The 15,411-nt window shown below is 67.7% G+C and carries 14 protein-coding genes; 5 read left to right on the plus strand and 9 right to left on the minus strand.

All coding sequences use genetic code 11. The annotated features are described in order from the left end of the window. Positions 1 to 86 precede the first annotated feature (86 nt). Complete coding sequence (locus RHCRD62_RS07755) at positions 87 to 1,517, minus strand: DUF1254 domain-containing protein (RefSeq protein ID WP_253277240.1); 1,431 nt, start codon at positions 1,515 to 1,517, stop codon at positions 87 to 89. Between the two features lie 175 nt (positions 1,518 to 1,692). Here RHCRD62_RS07755 and RHCRD62_RS07760 point away from each other — a divergent pair, with 175 nt between their 5' ends. Continuing rightward, positions 1,693 to 3,627, plus strand: coding sequence for an acyl-CoA dehydrogenase family protein (locus RHCRD62_RS07760; protein ID WP_050064114.1), 1,935 nt, complete (start codon positions 1,693 to 1,695; stop codon positions 3,625 to 3,627). Positions 3,628 to 3,632: 5 nt separating this feature from the next. Here the strand turns inward: RHCRD62_RS07760 and hsaA are convergent, their stop codons facing one another. Next, positions 3,633 to 4,799, minus strand: a complete 1,167-nt coding sequence (hsaA, locus tag RHCRD62_RS07765; RefSeq protein WP_050064115.1) for a 3-hydroxy-9,10-secoandrosta-1,3,5(10)-triene-9,17-dione monooxygenase oxygenase subunit — start codon at positions 4,797 to 4,799, stop codon at positions 3,633 to 3,635. 152 nt (positions 4,800 to 4,951) lie between these two features. Here hsaA and RHCRD62_RS07770 point away from each other — a divergent pair, with 152 nt between their 5' ends. The 4 genes from RHCRD62_RS07770 (at position 4,952) to RHCRD62_RS07785 (ending at position 8,098) form a co-directional block, all read left to right on the plus strand. Next, entirely contained in the window at positions 4,952 to 6,097 is a 1,146-nt protein-coding gene (locus RHCRD62_RS07770; RefSeq protein WP_050064116.1) for a 3-ketosteroid-9-alpha-monooxygenase, oxygenase component, read from the plus strand. Continuing rightward, entirely contained in the window at positions 6,078 to 6,338 is a 261-nt protein-coding gene (locus RHCRD62_RS07775) for a hypothetical protein (protein WP_050064117.1), read from the plus strand. The genes RHCRD62_RS07770 and RHCRD62_RS07775 overlap by 20 nt, the downstream gene beginning before the upstream one ends. Positions 6,339 to 6,363: 25 nt before the next feature. After that, positions 6,364 to 7,152 carry an SDR family NAD(P)-dependent oxidoreductase gene (locus RHCRD62_RS07780; protein ID WP_050064118.1) on the plus strand — a complete coding sequence of 263 codons (789 nt, stop codon included), beginning with the start codon at positions 6,364 to 6,366 and terminating at the stop codon, positions 7,150 to 7,152. A 103-nt stretch (positions 7,153 to 7,255) separates the two neighbouring features. Next, the gene (locus RHCRD62_RS07785) at positions 7,256 to 8,098 is read left to right on the plus strand and encodes an alpha/beta hydrolase (RefSeq protein WP_253277241.1); all 843 of its coding nucleotides are present in this window, start codon (positions 7,256 to 7,258) and stop codon (positions 8,096 to 8,098) included. On the opposite strand, the gene RHCRD62_RS07790 is transcribed toward RHCRD62_RS07785, so the two are convergent. The 7 genes from RHCRD62_RS07790 to RHCRD62_RS07820 all read right to left on the minus strand — a co-directional run bounded on the left by RHCRD62_RS07790 (position 8,087) and on the right by RHCRD62_RS07820 (position 15,238). Further along, entirely contained in the window at positions 8,087 to 8,473 is a 387-nt protein-coding gene (locus RHCRD62_RS07790) for a VOC family protein (RefSeq protein WP_253277242.1), read from the minus strand. The two genes, RHCRD62_RS07785 and RHCRD62_RS07790, sit on opposite strands and share 12 nt — an antisense overlap. Before the next feature lie 104 nt (positions 8,474 to 8,577). Next, positions 8,578 to 9,309: a flavodoxin family protein gene (locus RHCRD62_RS07795; RefSeq protein ID WP_050064120.1), complete on the minus strand. Its 732-nt coding sequence runs from the start codon at positions 9,307 to 9,309 to the stop codon at positions 8,578 to 8,580. A 194-nt stretch (positions 9,310 to 9,503) separates the two neighbouring features. After that, positions 9,504 to 10,424: a VOC family protein gene (locus RHCRD62_RS07800; RefSeq protein WP_050064121.1), complete on the minus strand. Its 921-nt coding sequence runs from the start codon at positions 10,422 to 10,424 to the stop codon at positions 9,504 to 9,506. Positions 10,425 to 10,459: 35 nt separating this feature from the next. Further along, the gene (locus RHCRD62_RS07805) at positions 10,460 to 11,638 is read right to left on the minus strand and encodes an acyl-CoA dehydrogenase family protein (protein ID WP_050064122.1); all 1,179 of its coding nucleotides are present in this window, start codon (positions 11,636 to 11,638) and stop codon (positions 10,460 to 10,462) included. Positions 11,639 to 11,704: 66 nt separating this feature from the next. Further along, on the minus strand, positions 11,705 to 13,396 hold the full coding sequence (locus tag RHCRD62_RS07810; protein WP_050064123.1) for an FAD-binding protein: 1,692 nt from the start codon (positions 13,394 to 13,396) through the stop codon (positions 11,705 to 11,707). Beyond that, on the minus strand, positions 13,396 to 14,265 hold the full coding sequence (locus RHCRD62_RS07815) for an alpha/beta fold hydrolase (RefSeq protein WP_050064124.1): 870 nt from the start codon (positions 14,263 to 14,265) through the stop codon (positions 13,396 to 13,398). The genes RHCRD62_RS07810 and RHCRD62_RS07815 overlap by 1 nt, the downstream gene beginning before the upstream one ends. Before the next feature lie 88 nt (positions 14,266 to 14,353). After that, positions 14,354 to 15,238 carry an IclR family transcriptional regulator gene (locus RHCRD62_RS07820; RefSeq protein WP_050064125.1) on the minus strand — a complete coding sequence of 295 codons (885 nt, stop codon included), beginning with the start codon at positions 15,236 to 15,238 and terminating at the stop codon, positions 14,354 to 14,356. Positions 15,239 to 15,411: the final 173 nt, after the last annotated feature.

The raw sequence follows: 15,411 nt of genomic DNA on the forward strand, positions 1-15,411 counted from the left end.
ACCGATTCTCGCACCTCGACGGCCCGATCAACGTGCCGGAACTCGGACTCCGGTCAGGCAGGCGGCTCCTGTCACCGGGACCGGCATCAGCTGCGTGTCGGCTCGACCTCCACCAGTTCGCCCGGTTGCCACGCCCCGTCGAACCACGGCTGCAGGGGGCCGTAGAGTCGGAGCACAGGGAACCAGCTCTTGTCCGGGACCGTGCGAATCCAGTTCGCGTCCCGCCCTGCGGGAGGCGTCGGCCCGAACCACAGGACGATCGAACCGTCGGATTCCGGCTCCACCGTGCCCGTCAGGCTCATCAGGCTCGGGTACGGGTTGTCGGTCTGGAGCAGGGATCGTGTCTGGGTGTCGTAGAGATCCACCGACCAGAAGTTCTTCGCGGGCGCGTCCGGTGGAAGCGTAAGCCGGTAGTGCTTGCCACCGTCGAGGATCCGCCCCTGGTCGTCCTCCGCCGTGTAGACATAGGCCGAACCGGCGCCGACCTGCGCGTGCGCCATCGCCGGGGTGATCACGGTGGCGAAGTAGTGGAACTGGGTGCGCGCGTCCAGCAGCCGGGCGTGGTTGTGCAGGAACTCGTAGCTGCCACCGACGAAGGCCTGCTTCCACGAGGAGCCCTCGGTCAGGAAGGCGTCCGGGTCGCGGGGAAAGTAGACGAGTGCCCGGCTGATGCCCGCGGCGGTCTGGGCGGCGGTGTCCAGGATGCCGCGGAGGCGTTCGTCCGGGGCGAAGGGGCTGCCGTGCCTGATCCCGATCGCCGCCAACTGGCCGGCGCGTTCCGGGTCGAGCGACTCCGCGGGTTCCTCCTGAACCAATTCGTGGACTTCCTCGAAGAAGGAGAAGTCGTTCGCGTGCACCGTGTTGAACTTCTTGTCGGCGACGTTGACGAACGTCATGTCGGGTGGATTCCCGGCGTCGGCGAGCCGGTAGACGCGGGTCTGCTTGATCGCCTCGACCCCACCCAGTGCCCTGAAGACGGCCCAGTTGGTGAAGGTGGGCGTGCGGTAGACGTAGTAGCCGTCCGGCTCGGCGCCGTCGTAACCCGGCGGCAGGAACAGGTACTTGCCGCCCTTCCCCTTGTCCGGTCCGGCGATGCCCATGTCCGCGACGTAGCGGAACCAGAAGTCGTCGACCACGCACAATGATTCGGTCGGCGGTTCGATGACGACGGGGCCGTCACGCAGGTCGAGGAACATCGTGGCGTAGGTGGTCTCGGTGTTGGGAGTGAGGAAGAGGCTCCCCGAGTTGGCCCGAGGGTCGGTGTACGCGAGCGTGCTCAGGCCGTCTATGCCCACGCTGCGAAAACCGCGCCGCATCGCGACGAGCGAGGCCCCTGGCACGGCATTGAGGAAGACCTCGACACCCCGCAGGAAATCGAGCCCGTCGTACAGTCGGCTCGTGGTGTCGGGCAACGGCACGCCGTCGAAGAACTCGAACGTCCCGATCGGGGTCCGTAGCTGGTCCGGTAGACCGATTCGTGCAACAGCCTGAGCGAAGGCGTCACCTGCGTCGTTCACTCGATCTCCTCATGACGGATTCGGCGGGTTCGGTGCCGACGCTAAGCACGCACGGGCCCTGCCGCCTCATCCACGCGGGGTGATCTCCGGACCCGACGAGAACTACCGCAAACACGCGACGAGGGGAATACTCGCCAGTAGGTTCATTCTGATTCTCCCGTCGAGGAGGCGGATCATGGTCGCACCGGCCCATGTCACGGAAGAACAGGCGCGAGCGGTCGCCGAGGAGGCCCGCGAATCCGGATGGGAAAAACCCTCGTTCGCGAAGGAGCTCTTCCTCGGGCGGTTCCCACTCGACCTGGTCCACCCGTTCCCACGCCCCGGCCCCGACGACGCCGACCGAACCGCACGGTTTCTCGTGAAACTGCGCGACTACTGCGCGACCCTCGACGGGTCCGTGATCGAACGTGACGCGAACATCCCCGACGACTACGTCCGCGGGTTCGCCGAACTCGGCTGCTTCGGGCTCAAGATTCCCGAGGAATACGGCGGTCTCGGGCTCTCGCAGGTGGCCTACAACCGGGTGTTGATGCTCGTCGGGTCGGTGCATCCGAGCCTGGGCGCGCTGTTGTCGGCACACCAGTCGATCGGCGTCCCCGAACCCCTCAAGCTGGCGGGCACCGACGAGCAGAAGCGCGCGTTCCTGCCACGCTGCGCGGCCGGCGCGATCTCCGCGTTCCTGCTCACGGAGCCCGACGTCGGGTCCGACCCGGCCCGCCTCGCGTCGACTGCCGTCCCCACCGACAACGGCAGCGCCTACCTGCTGGACGGCGTGAAGCTGTGGACCACCAACGGGGTGGTCGCGGAGCTGCTCGTGGTGATGGCACGGGTGCCGAAAGGTGAGAACAACCGCGGTGGGATCAGTGCGTTCGTCGTCGAGGCGGACTCCCCCGGCATCACCGTCGAACGGCGCAACGCGTTCATGGGCCTGCGCGGCATCGAGAACGGTGTGACTCGGATGCACCAGGTGCGGGTGCCCGCGGAGAACCTGATCGGGCGCGAAGGCGACGGCCTCAAGATCGCCTTGACGACACTCAACGCCGGACGCCTCGCGCTACCCGCGATGTGCGGGGGCGCGGGCAAGTGGGCGCTCAAGATCGCCCGCGAGTGGTCTGCGGAACGGGTGCAGTGGGGGCGTCCGGTCGGCGAGCACGGGGCCGTCGCGTCGAAGCTCTCCTTCATCGCCGCCACCACCTACGCCCTCGAAGCGGTGCTGGAACTGTCCGGGCAGATGGCCGACGAGGGCCGCAACGACATCCGCATCGAGGCGGCACTGGCGAAGTTGTGGGCGAGCGAGATGGCCTGCCAGATCGCCGACGATCTCGTTCAGATTCGCGGTGGACGCGGCTACGAGACCGCCGAATCCCTCGCCGCCCGCGGAGAACGCGCGGTGCCCGTCGAACAACTGCTGCGGGACCTTCGCATCAACCGAATCTTCGAGGGGTCGAGCGAGATCATGCGACTGCTCATCGCGCGCGAAGCGGTCGACGCGCATCTGCGCGCCGCGGGCGACCTCGCCGATCCGAAGGCCGACATGCAGCACAAGGCGAAGGCGGCACTCGGCGCGAGCGGGTTCTACGCCAAGTGGTTGCCCCACCTGGTGTCCGGCAAGGGACAACTGCCCAATTCGTTCGGCGAGTTCGACTCCCTGGCAACGCATCTGCGGTTCGTGGAGCGCAACGCCCGCAAGCTCGCCCGGTCCACGTTCTACGGGATGGCCCGGTGGCAGGCGGGCATGGAGAAGCACCAGATGTTCCTCGGCCACGTCGTCGACATCGGTGCCGAACTGTTCGCGATGTCCGCGTCCGTGGTGCGCGCCCAGTCCGAACGCGACTCCGGCCACGGTGCGAGCGGCGTCGCGCTGGCGGACGCCTTCTGCAGGCAGTCGCGGCTGCGGATCGACCGCCACTTCGCCGCACTGTGGGAGAACACCGACGACGTCGACCACCGCGTCGCCGGCCAGGTTCTCGGGGGCGAGCACACGTGGCTCGAGGACGGCATCCTCGACCAGAGCGAGGGCACGGGACCGTGGATCGCGTCGTGGGAGCCCGGGCCGTCGACGGAGGAGAACCTGGCCCGCAGGTTCACTGCTGCGCCTAAGGAGCAGTGACCGCGTCAGATCATGTTGTCCTCGACGGGCAGCCCGAACGCCCCGCGCCCGTACAGCGCGAGGGCACGTTCGACGTCGTTCGCGACGTGCACGCCGCCTGCATGGGCGTCGCGCCAGCCGCGTTCGATGGGATTGCCGGTGTCGAGCGAATTGCCGCCGGACATCGTGAACAGCCGGTCGATGGCGTGCAGCGCCCGTTCGGTCCCCAGGACCTGATCGCGGCGGGCCCGCAGACGCAGCTGCATCGGGATCTCGCCGCCGGCGGATGCGACATCCATCAGGGCCCGCACATTGCGGTCCATCTGCAGGATCGCCGCGTCGATCTCGGACGACGCCCGGCCGACCGCGACCTGCGCGAAGGGGTCGTCGGCGAACCGGCCGCCGCCGAGGCTGAGGCGAACCCTGTCGCGCATCCGGCCGAGGAAGTGCTCGTAGCAGCCCGCGACGACACCGACGACGGGGGCCGCGATGGCGGAGCTGAACACAGTGGCGAACGGAATTCGGTACAGCGGACCGGGATTCACCTTCTGCCCCGGCCCCCGCAACTGGGAGAACTCGTAGTTGCGCATCACCCGGTGGTCGGGGACGAACGCCCGCTCGACAACGATCTCGTTGCTGCCGGTGCCGCGCAGTCCGACGCTCTCCCACACATCGCGGATCTGGTAGTCGGAGCGGGGAACGAGCAGCGTCGCGTTGTCCACGATGTCGCCGCGGTCGTCGACGATCAGTCCGCCGAGCAGCGCCCAACCGCAGTGGTCGACGCCGGACGAGAACCGCCAGCTGCCCATCAGCTCGTATCCGCCGTCGACGCGCACCATCGTCCCGACCGGGGAGTACGACGACGCGACGAGGACGTCGGGGTCCTCGCCCCACACCTCGGCCTGTGCGGCGTCGTCGAACAGCGCCAGATGCCACGGGTGGACACCGAGTACCGCCGTCACCCACCCGGTGGAACCGCAGGCCGCGGCGATGGCGCGCACCGCCTCGTAGAAGTGCACGGGATCCGATTCGAGTCCGCCGTACCGCGCCGGCTGCAACATGCGGAACACCCCGGTGGCGACGAGCCCGGCGATCGTCTCGTCCGACACCCGGCGGGCATCCTCGGTCGCCCGAGCACGCTCGGTGATCGTGGGCAGCAGGTCACGCACCCGTCCGAGAACCTCGTTGTCCATTTGTCCGATGTTAGCTGCGCCGGCTCTCGACTTGGCGGCGCGCGGTCCCGGCCAGTGAGATCGGCAGCGATACGCCGCCATCGGCCTCGTTAGCGTCCGAATTCACAGACCATGCCGCCGGTGTCGGCACCGTTCGACGGAAAGGAACGACCGTGACCAGCACTGAGGAAGTTCGTGTGATCGAGGCCGGCGCCGCGCCGACGAGGTTCGCGCGGGGCTGGCACTGCCTCGGACTCGCCGAGCCGTTCCGGGACGGGACACCGCACAGCGTCGAGGCGTTCGGCACCAAGCTCGTCGTGTTCGCCGACAGCGAGGGCAAGCTCAACATCCTCGACGCATTCTGCAGGCACATGGGCGGCGACCTCAGCCAGGGCACCGTCAAGGGCGATTCGGTGGCGTGCCCGTTCCACGACTGGCGGTGGGGCGGCAAGGGCAAGTGCACCTCCATCCCCTACGCCCGCCGCGTCCCGCCGCTGGCCCGGACCCGCGCCTGGACCACCCTCGAGCAGGACGGCATGCTGTTCGTCTGGCACGACCCGGAGGGTCAGGCGCCGGGCGAGGACGACATGTACATCCCGCGGATCGAGGGCGCGCTGTCCGACGAGTGGTCCGACTGGGTCTGGTACACCACCGAGGTCGACACGAACTGCCGCGAGATCGTCGACAACATCGTGGACATGGCGCACTTCTTCTACGTGCACTACTCGTTCCCGACCTTCTTCAAGAACGTCTTCGAGGGCCAGGTGGCGAGCCAGTTCATGCGCGGCGTGGCGCGTGAGGACATGCGTCCGCACGCGTCGGGAACCCCGCGCATGCTCGGAAGCCGTTCCGACGCCTCGTACTTCGGTCCGTCCTTCATGATCGACGACCTCGTCTACCAGTACGAGGGCTACGACGTGGAGTCGGTGCTCATCAACTGCCACTACCCGGTCTCGCCGGACAAGTTCGTCCTGATGTACGGGATCATCGTCAAGAAGTCCGAGCAGTTCCAGGGTGACGCCGCCGAGAAGATGGCGAACGCGTTCGGCGGCTTCATCGCCAAGGGCTTCGAGCAGGACGTCGAGATCTGGAAGAACAAGACCCGCATCGAGAACCCGCTGCTGTGCGAGGAGGACGGGCCCGTCTACCAGCTGCGCCGCTGGTACGACCAGTTCTACGTGGACCGCGCCGCCGTCACCCCGGAGATGGTCGACCGTTTCGAGCACGAGATGGACACCACGAAGGCGGTCGCGTCCTGGCAGAAGGAGGTCGAGGCCAACCTCGAGAGGGCGCGTGAGAATGCAGCCGCTGGAGTGTGACGCCTGTGGAGCCTGTGTCCGGGCGCTCAAGTACAGCTGGGAACACACGGCCGTGCAGTGGGACGAGGCGTCCCAGCGGACCTGCCGGGAGATCGACACGTGGACCGGCCGTGAAGGCCGGCCGGGTGCACCCGTGATGCGCTGCGAGGCACTGGCCGCGACCATCGACCGCGCCGCACACGACGGCACGCTGCCGGTCGTCAACGAAGATCCCGTTCCGACACCCCAAGTCGCGCACTGAGACCGACCGAGGAGTACATCTCGCCATGATCGACACCACCCAGTACGGCCCGTGGGCCGTCATCGCAGGCGGCTCCGAAGGCGTCGGCTCCGCCTTCGCCGACGAACTGGCCGCCGCCGGAATCAATCTCGTCCTCATCGCCCGCAAGCCGGGACCGCTGGACGAGACGGCTGCGAAGGTCCGCTCGCACGGCGTCGAGGTCCGCACCCTGTCGCTGGACCTGCTCGCCGCCGACGCCGTCGACCAGATCCGCGCCGCCACCGACGACGTCGAGGTCGGATTGCTGATCTTCAACGCGGGCGCCAACTCGTACGGCCACGAGTTCGTCACCGGCGACCTAGACGGCTTCCGCGGCGTGATCGACCTCAACATCACCCGGCAGCTGGAACTCTCGCATCACTTCGGTGCGCGGATGAAGGATCGCGGTCGCGGCGGCATCATCCTGCTCGGCTCCCTGGCCGGCTACATGGGGTCCGAGCACCAGAGCATCTACGCGGCGTCGAAGGCGTTCAGCCGGGTGTTCGCCGAGAGCCTGTGGCTGGAACTGGAACCGCACGGCGTGCACGTCGTCGAGCTGGTCCTCGGCGTCACCCGTACGCCTGCGATGGTCCGCGCGGGACTGAACTTCGACGTCCCCGGCATGATCGTCCAGGAACCCGAGGACGCCGCCCGCGAGGGCCTCGAACACCTCACCGACGGCCCCGTGTGGGTGGCCGGCGGCAACTACGTCGCAGCGCAGAAGCGGGCCGGATTCCCCCGTGATCGCCTGGTCAAGGGCGCTGCGGAGATGATGCGCAAGCTGCTGAACCGCTGACGCGGCCAGACTGCTCGTGGGGCGTGACCGGTGTCGGTCACGCCCCACGGCCGTCCTACGGGGCCCGGAAATCGTCGGGGAGAAGCTGAAGTCGCCGCAGTGGGTGCGGTTCACCGTCGCCTCCCCTGCGCTCCGCCGCACGGTCGGCGTGGACGTGCTCCTGCCGAAAGACAACTCGGAGCCCCGACCCTCGATCTACGCCCTCGAGGGCGTCGACGCCCGGGAGACGTCGAGCGACTGGGCCGTGGGCGGCGGCGCGCGCGACTTCTTCGCGGACAAGAACGTCAACGTCGTCATGATCAACGGCGGTGTGTCCAGCATCTACTCCGACTGGGAGAACATCGATCCCGGTGTCGGACTGCACAAGTGGGAGACGTTCATCGTCGACGAACTGCCACCGCTGCTCGACGCCCGGTTGAAGACCAACGGCGCCAAGTCGCTGCTCGGCCTGTCGATGGGCGCGCAGGGCGCCATGATGCTCGCGCATCGACACCCCGGAATGTACAAGGGCATCGCCGCCATGAGTGGCTGCTACTCCACCACCGACGACGTGGGACGGATGTGCATCCAGCAGACCATCTCGTCCCGAGGCGGCAACCCGGCGAACATCTGGGGAGAGATCGGCGGCCAGGGCTGGGCCGATCACGACACCGTCCGGCACGCGGAAGCTCTGCGCGGCATGGACATCTACGTCTCGTCCATGACCGGCATCCCCGGCCGCTACGAGACCCCCGAGTCGGATCTGTTCAACCGCGTGGTCATCGGCGGACCCATCGAGGCCGTCTCCCGACTCTCCACCCTCCGCTTGGAATCCACGCTGAAGGAACTCGACATCCCGGCGACGTTCGAGTACCACGCCACCGGCGTGCATGCCTGGAACTACTGGAAGGACGAACTGCCGGACACGTGGCCTACGCTGGCCCGCTCCCTCGACCTACCGGCCTGATCCGTACGGCCGGGTGATGATCTCCAGGTAGTGGCCCGATGGGTCGAGGAAGTACGTTCCCCGACCGCCGTCGTTGCGATTGATGCCGTGCGCGGACTGGCGCGGATCGGCCCAGTGCTCGATACCGCGTTCGGTGATGCGCCCGTATATCGCGTCGAAGTCGTCCTCCGACACCAGGAAGGCGTAGTGCTGCGGCGCGATGTCGGCGCCGGGTGGCGGCTCCGCGAAGTCGAGGGTGACGCCGTGGTCGAGTTCGACGGCGAGGAAGTGCCCGGCGGGAACCGGGTCGGGCAGGCCGAAAAGCCAGGTGAGGAAGTACGCGGAATGCTGCTTGTCTTCGGCAGCGACGATGGTGTGGTTGAACGAGATGGTCACGAAGGAATCCTTCGATTTCGGCGCCTCCATGCCTGACGCGGTCCGCCACCGGCACGCGACGCTGCGCCCAGAATGCACGAATCTGTGCGGCGACGCAAGCAGATTCAGCGGTAGTCGGGATTCGGGAAGTCAGGTTTGCAGCCCGCGTCCCACTGCGAGCGCTGGTTGCCGTAGGCGGGAATTCCGCCCGCGCCCTTGACCATCGCCGCGAGGTGCATGAGGTTGTAGGTCATGAAGGTGGTGTTGCGGTTGGTGAAGTCGTTCTCCGGTCCGCCCGACCCCTCGTCGAGGTAGGACGGACCTGGCCCCGCCTCCCCGATCCACCCGGCGTCCGCCTGCGGCGGGATCACGTATCCGAGGTGCTGAAGGCTGTAGAGGACGTTCATCGCACAGTGCTTGACGCCGTCCTCGTTGCCCGTGAAGAGCGCGCCCCCGACGCGGCCGTAGTACGCGTACTGGCCTTTGTCGTTGAGGATCGCCGAGCAGCCGTACAGCCGCTCGATCACCTTCTTCATCACGGAACTGTTGTCGCCCAGCCAGATCGGTCCGGCGAGGACGAGAATGTCGGCGGCGAGGATCCGGTCGAACAGGTTCGGCCACTCGTCCGACTCCCAGCCGTGCTCCCGCATGTCGGGGTACACCCCGGTCGCGATGTCGTGGTCGGCGGCGCGGATCTGGTCGACGGCGACCCCTGCGTCGCGCATCAACTCGACGCTGCGGTCGATCAGACCCTGCGTGTTGCTCGGCTCGGGTGAGCGTTTGAGGGTGCAGTTGACGTACACCGCGAGCAGACCTGTGAAGTCGGGTCGCGGTTCCGTGAGCGAGAGACTGGACATCGGGCACCTCCGAGTGACGGCGGATCCGAGAATCCACGATAGGCCGGTGACCGGCACGCGGCAGCGCGAGAACGTCCGACAGGGAGCGCGAGTACCGGCCTGCCACAGCGGTTGGACCGCGACTGTCCAACCCGGGAATGCCGAATGCGGTGGTCACCTTGTCGGTGACCACCGCATTCGGTGCAGTCGGACTGTCAGCTTCCAGGCGTGAACGCCGCGAGCGGCTCCGAGCCGGACCAGTCGTGACCCCAGTAGCTGTCCGCGGTGATCTCCTCCGCGGTGAAGTGACTCTCGTCCACCAGCATGCCTTCGGTGCCGAACTCGATGTCCCAGCCGCCGGGAGCCCGGACGTAGAAGGACACCATCTTGTCGTTGGTGTGCCTGCCGAGCGTCGAGGACAGCGAGAATCCCAGCTTGTTGATCCGGTCCAGGGCCTGACCGACGGCGTCGAGGGTGTCGACCTCCATCATCAGGTGCACCATGCCGGGCGCGTCCGTCGGCGGCGCCGGGCAGATCGCGAGGCTGTGGTGCCGCTGGTTGATGCCGAGGAACCGCACCCGACGCGCGGGTCCGGGCGCGCCCGGACCACCGAGCCGGATGGCGCCACGAGGCAGGAACCCGAGCACCTCGGTGTAGAAGTCGTACGTTTCCTGGTAGTGCGGCGTCGGCAACACAACGTGCCCGAGCCCGGCAGCACCGGTGACGAACCGACCACCGTGCGGGGTGACGATCGGGCTGTGGTCGAGGACCGGCCCGAAGAACACCTCGAGCGCGGTACCCGCCGGATCGGTGAAGGTGATGCCCTGCTCGAACCGCCGCAGATCGGCCTCGTCCTGGGTCAGGTCCCTGACCTCGACACCCGCCTTCTCGACCTGCTCGCGCACGGCCCGCAACGCGAACTGGTCACGCACCTCCCAGCCGACGGCAACGACCTTGTCGACGTCGCCTGGAAGCACCTGCAGACGCGAGGTGCGTTCGTCGATGCGCAGGTAAAGCCCGTCCGGGTCGGGGCCCGTGCCGACGGCCATACCGAGGCCGTCGACCACCAGTTCGCGCCATCGCGGCACGTCCTGCGTCTGGACCCTCAGGTAGCCGAGGGATCGGATGTCGGTCATGTCCAGTCCTTTGCGAATGTCGGATTGCCCGATGGTCAGATCATGGAGCGGTGGATGCCCTGAGGCTCGCCACCGAGCTGGGTCAGCGCGGAAGCGTGGAAGATCGAGCCGGGCACGTGGATCGCGTGCGAGAGGCCGGCGTGCGCGTCACGCCAGAACCGCTGCAGCGGCGTCTTCATCTGCAGTGCACCACCACCGGCGCGAGCGAAGATCTCGTCGACGGCCCGCACCGCCCGCCACGCCGCCGCGGTCTGCGTGCGACGACCGATGGCACGCTGCTCGAACGTGACCTCCTTGCCCTTCTCGGTCAGGTCCCAGAAGCGGTCGACGGTCTCGAGGATCGCCGCGCGCGAGGCGGCGATCTCCGCTGCGGCGTCACCGATCGCGAACAGCACGTACGGGTCTTCCTTGATCGGCACACCGGTCACCGCGACNCGGTTCTTCTGCGCCGCGATGTGGCAGGCGAGNGCGCCTTCGGCGATACCGATCAGCGACGAGGTGATGCCGAGCGGGAAGATGCACGAGAACGGGAAGTTGTAGAGCGTCTCGGAGCGGCCGGCGATCTTCGGGGCGGTCCCGTCGTACACGGTGGCCGAGTCGATCGTCCGGTGCTCCGGCAGGAACGCGTTCTTGACGATGAGGTCCTTGCTGCCGGTGCCGCGCAGGCCGACGACGTCCCAGCTGTCCTGGTCGATCTCGTAGTCGCTGCGCGGNAGCAGCACGTGCAGGATCTTCGGCGGCATCTGCGGCTTGCCGCTCTGATCACCGACNAGCGCNCCGATCATCACCCACTGGCAGTGGTCGGTNCCGGAGGAGAACGACCAGCGGCCGTTGAGGATGTAGCCGCCGTCGGTGGGGACCGCGACACCCATCGGTGCGTACGGCGACGCCATCCAGGTGTCCTGGTCCTGGCCCCACACCTCGTCCTGCGCCTTCGGGTCGAAGAACGCCANCTCCCACGGGTGCACACCGACGATGCCGGTCACCCAGCCGGTGGCGCCGTCCATCGCGCCGATNGCCATCGCCGTCTCNGCGAACTCNCGCGGGTGGACCTCGAGTCCGCCGTGGTTCTTCGGCTGGAGCATCCGGATCGCGCCGGCCTCCTTGAGCCGCTTGGCATTGGCGTCGGTCAGGCGCATCAGCTTGTCGCCCTCGACGCCGTCGGCGCGGATCTCGTCCGCGTACTGCTCGATCCGATCCAGTACCTGCCCCATGACTTCCCTCGTCTTTCGCTGATGGTCCGGCGGATGACCGCCTGGTGGTTGTGAACGTCCCAGCCGTCAGGCGGACGCGCGTTCGGAGCTCTCGCTCAGTGGGAGCGTATGCGCGGCGGCATGCTTCGCGGCGAGATATCCGAAGACCATCGACGGACCGATCGTCGCCCCGGCGCCCGCGTACTCGTTGCCCATCACCGACGCGGTGGTGTTGCCCGTCGCGTACAGGCCGGAGATGGCGCTGCCGTCGCCGCGGAGCACCCGCGCGTCCTCGTCGGTGACCAACCCACCCTTGGTGCCGAGGTCGCCGGCTTCGCAGCGGATCGCGTAGAACGGTCCCTTCACGATCTCGTCGAGGTTCGGGTTCTTCATCGTCGGGTCGCCGTAGTAGCGGTCGTAGGCACTGTCGCCTCGGCCGAAGTCCTCGTCCTTGCCGCTCCGGGCGAACCCGTTGAACCGTTCGATCGTGGCGGTCAGCTTGTCCGCTGGAACGCCGATCTTCTCGGCCAGCTCAGCGAGGGTGTCCGCCTTGTGGATCACGCCGGAGTCGTAGAAGCCCTGCGGGAACGGCATGTTCGGCAGCACCTGCGCGAACGGGTACCGATTCTTCGCCTTCGTGTCCATCACGAACCACGCCGGGACGTGCCCGCCTTCGAGCTGGTCGTGCACGAAGTTCACGTACGGCGACGACTCGTTGGTGAACCGTTCGCCGTTCGCGTTGACGATCACCGACGGCGGGATGCACCGCTCCGACACCAGCGGGATCACCGCGCCCATCGGGTGGAAGACCGACGGCATCCACCACGCGTCGTCCATCAGGTCGACGGCCGCGCCGAGTTCGAGCCCGACGCGGATGCCGTCACCCTTGTTCTCGCGGGCGCCCGCGCTGATGTTCGCGCGGCCGTGCTCGGGCAGGTACTCATCGCGCATCTGCTGGTTGTGGTCGAACCCGCCGGTCGCCAGCAGCACGCCGCGACGGGCCCGGATCCGGACCGTGGTGCCCTCGCGTTCGGCGACCACGCCGATCACCGTGCCGTCGGGGGCGGTGACCAGTTCGGTCATCGACGTCCGCAGCCACAGCGGAACCCCGGCGTCCTTGAGAACCATCCGCAGGCGGGCGACCAGTGCGCGTCCACCGGTCGCCATGTGCCTGCGCCGCACCATGTTCGACGCGACCCGCCACGCCGCGACCATCGACGCCCGGCGGCCCGCCCAGGTCCGCTTGACCATCGCCAGGTCGTGGTAGTCCTTCGACGTCACCCACAGGCCCAAGGGGCCCTTCATGCTGTTCGGACGCTGGAACTGCTCGTCCTCCTTCAGCTTTCGAGTGTCGAAGGGAAGGCACTCGATGGTGCGGCCGAGTGCGCTGCCACCGTCTTCCTCCGGGTGGTAGTCGGAGTAGCCCTTCACCCAGTACAGCTTCATGTGCTTGCTGCGGTCGAGCAGCGTCATCAGCTTCGGTCCGCCGTCGATGTAGGCATCGATCCGGGAGTCGGGGACGGTGCCCGCGGTCAACGTCTTCAGGTAGCGGCGGATCGCGGCGGGATCGTCACCACCGCCCTTACGGGTCAGGGTGGGAGCGTTGGGAATCCAGATACCGCCACCGGAGATGGCGGTGGACCCGCCGAACTTCTTACCCTTCTCGATGATCAGGGTGTCGAGTCCGAGGTCGGCGGCCGCGATACCGGCGGACATGCCGCCGCCGCCGCTCCCGACGATGAGGAAATCGACCGTGGTGTCCCATTTCTGGTCGGTCATCAGGCGTCCTTGCGGGTGAGGAAAGCGAGCACCGCGGACGTCCAGGCTTCCTTGGCCTCGATCATCGTCCAGTGCCCGCAGTTCGGGAAGACGTGCAGTTCGGCGTTCGGGATGTCGCGCATCGGCAGCATCGCCATGTCGACGGGGCTGACGCGGTCGTCGCGACCCCAGGTGAGCATCGTCGGAGCCTGCACCTTGTGCAGCTGCGCCCAGTACGGGGTCACTCCCGACGCCTTCGCGGCCGCGGTGTTCGCGGCGAACGCCTTGCTGCTGTACATCCGGGCGGCGATCTCCAGGGTGAGCGGCTCGGTGGCCAGCGCCCAGCGCTCCTCGATCAGCTGCTCGGTGACCACGGCCGGGTCGTAGACCATGGAGTGCAGCCACCGGATCAGACCCTCGCGGGTGGGGTTGTCCGTGAACTCCATCAGCAGTTTGATGCCCTCACCGGGTGCGGGCGCGAAGACGTTCCTGCCGATGCCACCGATGGTGACCAGCTTGTTCACCCGCTGCGGCGCGTTGATGGCGACGTTGGTGGCGACGATGCCACCCATCGAGTTGCCGATCATGTGCACCGGCTCGTCGATGCCGAGCGCATCGAGGAACGTCCCTACCGAGGCGCCTGCCATCACCATCGGGTGACCGTCGCCGGGGTCGCTGACGCCGAAGCCGGGGAACTCGAGCACGAGGCACCGGAAGTGCTCGGCGAAGTCCCCGAGGATGCCACGGTAGTTGCGCCACCCGGTGACGCCGGGACCGGAGCCGTGCAGCAGCAACAGCGGCGGTCCGTCGCCGGCTTCGTGGTATCGCAGTACGCCGAGGTCGGTGGAGACCTCCCGCTTGGTGCCCTCGTAGGTCAGTTCGCTCGTCATACATCGACGCTTTCAGGTCGGGTCGCGCTGCGGGAGAATGGTTCCCGATCAGCGAGATGGTTTCTGGTGGTCCGTCGGTTTTTCGGGGTCAGATCCAGCCGCCGACGCGGCCACCGAGGACACGGGTGCGCGCCTCCGGCGACCAGGTGTCCACGGGAACGGGCGCAGCGGGCCGCACGGGTCGCCGCGCAGCGCCGAGCTCGGGGTACAGGGTGCGACCGATCTGCTGCGCGGCGTCCACGACGAGCGGTGCGACACGTTCGAGCGGCGCGGTGCGGACGTCGCCGCTGATCGAGAGGGACGCCACCGGCCCCTCCGGCCCACGGATCGCCGCTCCGACGCAGGCCACGCCTCGCGACGACTCCTCCCGCTCGAACGCGAGTCCACGGCGTTGCCGGATCCGGTTCAGTTCGAGGTGCAGGGTGGCCAGACCGGTGATGGTGTTCGGGGTGGTCCGGACGAGACGTCCACCGCACAGCGCATCGACCTGCTCGGGGTCGAGCCACGCGAGGAACGCCTTGCCTCCGGCGGTCGTGTGCGCGGGCGTGCGGCCACCCACCCTGGAAGGAATCGTGCTCGCCATCCGCCCGCCGACCTTGTCGAGGCACACCATCTCGTGGGCGTCGAGCACAGACAGATGCACGACCATGCCGGTCTGCATGTGCAGGTCGTGGAGCAGCGGTGCTGCGGCCTCGCGGATCTCGGACTGACCGTTGTCCCCGCCCGCACCGAGCGCGCGCCTGCCGAGCCGGTAGCCGAAGGTGGCGTGCTCGATCCAGTTGAGCTTGACCAGGGAGTCCAGGATGCGGTGCACGGTCGAGCGCGGCAGTCGGGACCGGCAGGCGACCTCCTCGAGGGTGAGGCGAGCGGCCCGGCCGTCGAAGGCGTCGAGGATCAGTGTCATCCGCTCGACCATCGAGGGCGGGACCTCGCGGGGGGCCTTGCGGGCGGGGGCGTCGGTGGTGACCGTCATGACGACTCCTCCAGGGGTCCGGCGGATCGAGGCTCGACTCCGCAAAACTGAAATCAATTCTGATACCGTACCTCATGAAAAGTGATCCAGGCCACCCCCCTGTGCACATTGGCGGTCCCGATCACCGGAAGACTTCCGCTCCGACCCCCTCGGGTGCGATACAAACGCCAGTC

The sequence above is a fragment of the Rhodococcus sp. RD6.2 genome (assembly GCF_001040705.1).
Classification (GTDB): Bacteria; Actinomycetota; Actinomycetes; order Mycobacteriales; family Mycobacteriaceae; genus Rhodococcus_G.

What these genes read in the sequence shown, in the direction of transcription:
- RHCRD62_RS07760 (WP_050064114.1), top strand. Translation starts at nt 1,693, where the DNA reads ATGGTCGCACCGGCCCATGTCACGGAAGAACAGGCGCGAGCGGTCGCC.
- hsaA (WP_050064115.1), bottom strand. Translation starts at nt 4,799, where the DNA reads ATGGACAACGAGGTTCTCGGACGGGTGCGTGACCTGCTGCCCACGATC.
- RHCRD62_RS07775 (WP_050064117.1), top strand. Translation starts at nt 6,078, where the DNA reads ATGCAGCCGCTGGAGTGTGACGCCTGTGGAGCCTGTGTCCGGGCGCTC.
- RHCRD62_RS07780 (WP_050064118.1), top strand. Translation starts at nt 6,364, where the DNA reads ATGATCGACACCACCCAGTACGGCCCGTGGGCCGTCATCGCAGGCGGC.
- RHCRD62_RS07795 (WP_050064120.1), bottom strand. Translation starts at nt 9,309, where the DNA reads ATGTCCAGTCTCTCGCTCACGGAACCGCGACCCGACTTCACAGGTCTG.
- RHCRD62_RS07800 (WP_050064121.1), bottom strand. Translation starts at nt 10,424, where the DNA reads ATGACCGACATCCGATCCCTCGGCTACCTGAGGGTCCAGACGCAGGAC.
- RHCRD62_RS07810 (WP_050064123.1), bottom strand. Translation starts at nt 13,396, where the DNA reads ATGACCGACCAGAAATGGGACACCACGGTCGATTTCCTCATCGTCGGG.
- RHCRD62_RS07815 (WP_050064124.1), bottom strand. Translation starts at nt 14,265, where the DNA reads ATGACGAGCGAACTGACCTACGAGGGCACCAAGCGGGAGGTCTCCACC.
- RHCRD62_RS07820 (WP_050064125.1), bottom strand. Translation starts at nt 15,238, where the DNA reads ATGACGGTCACCACCGACGCCCCCGCCCGCAAGGCCCCCCGCGAGGTC.